Below are 1,153 nucleotides of genomic sequence, written 5' to 3' on the forward strand. Positions count from 1 at the left end.
CATGCGCGGAGCCGACACCTTCACCGAGAGCCTGTTCACCATGCGTCACCTCGATGAGTTCGTGCCCGCAGACCATCCTCTGCGCGTAATCCGCGTGTTGGTCAACAAGGCCTTGGCGAATATGGACGAGCTGTTCGCTCAGATGTACGCGGCCAACAGCAAGGGTGGACGCCCCAGCATTGCCCCCGAGAAGCTGCTGCGCGCCATGCTCATTCAGGTGCTCTACAGCGTGCGCTCGGAGCGCCAACTCATGGAGCAGACTCAGTACAACTTGCTGTTTCGCTGGTTCATCGGCCTGGCCATGGACGATGCCGTGTGGGTGCCCACCGTCTTCAGCAAGAACCGGGAACGCCTGATCGAGCACGATGCGGTCATCGAGTTCTTCAACCAGATCGTGCAGCAAGCCCAGGAGCAGGAGTTGCTCTCGGGCGAGCACTTCAGCGTGGACGGCACCCTGATCCAGGCCTGGGCGGGCCACAAGAGCTTTGTGCGCAAAGACCGCCAGGGCGACGACGATACCGACGCGGGCAACTTCAAAGACCAAAAGCGCAGCAACGAGACCCACGAGTCCACCACGGACGGGGATGCAAGGCTGTACCGCAAAGGCAAAACGGCCAGCGAGTTGCGCTTCATGGGCCACACGCTCACCGACAACCGCCATGGGCTGGTGGTCAGTGCCGTGGTCACGCAAGCCGACGGGTATGCAGAGCGCGAAGCGGCCAAGGCCATGATCAACGATGCGCGCCAGGCGCTACCGGGCGATGAGCCCATCACGATCACGCTGGGCGCGGACAAAGGCTACGACGCCAAGGAGTTCATGGAAGCCCTGCAGGAGATGAACGTGCTGCCCCATGTGGCGCAGAACAAATCAGGGCGCCAATCTGCGGTGCCTGACAGGATCGCAGACAGCGAAGGCTACGCCATCTCGCAGCAAAAGAGAAAGCTGATCGAGCAAGGCTTTGGCTGGGCCAAGACGGTGGGGCACATGCGCCAGGTGCTGGTGCGCGGGATCAAGAAAGTGGACCAGATGTTTGTGCTGACGATGGCGGGCTACAACCTCACGCGCATGCGTAGCCTGGGGCAAATCCGCCTGCAGGGGCAGATGTGAGGGGAACAGGTACGGAAAACAGTGCTTTGCGGCTCAAAGCACGCG

The 1,153-nt window shown here is 61.6% G+C and carries 1 protein-coding gene; it reads left to right on the plus strand.

Annotated features, from left to right (window positions below):
- The first annotated feature begins 1 nt into the window (after position 1).
- Positions 2 to 1,108, plus strand: a complete 1,107-nt coding sequence (locus ACK41V_RS23520; RefSeq protein ID WP_409786095.1) for an IS5 family transposase — start codon at positions 2 to 4, stop codon at positions 1,106 to 1,108.
- Positions 1,109 to 1,153 lie beyond the last annotated feature (45 nt).

It is taken from the genome of Acidovorax sp., assembly GCF_046291265.1.
Classification (GTDB): domain Bacteria; phylum Pseudomonadota; class Gammaproteobacteria; order Burkholderiales; family Burkholderiaceae_C; genus Acidovorax.

Coding starts and splice junctions, on each gene's coding strand:
- ACK41V_RS23520 (WP_409786095.1), top strand. CDS start 2: ATGCGCGGAGCCGACACCTTCACCGAGAGCCTGTTCACCATGCGTCAC.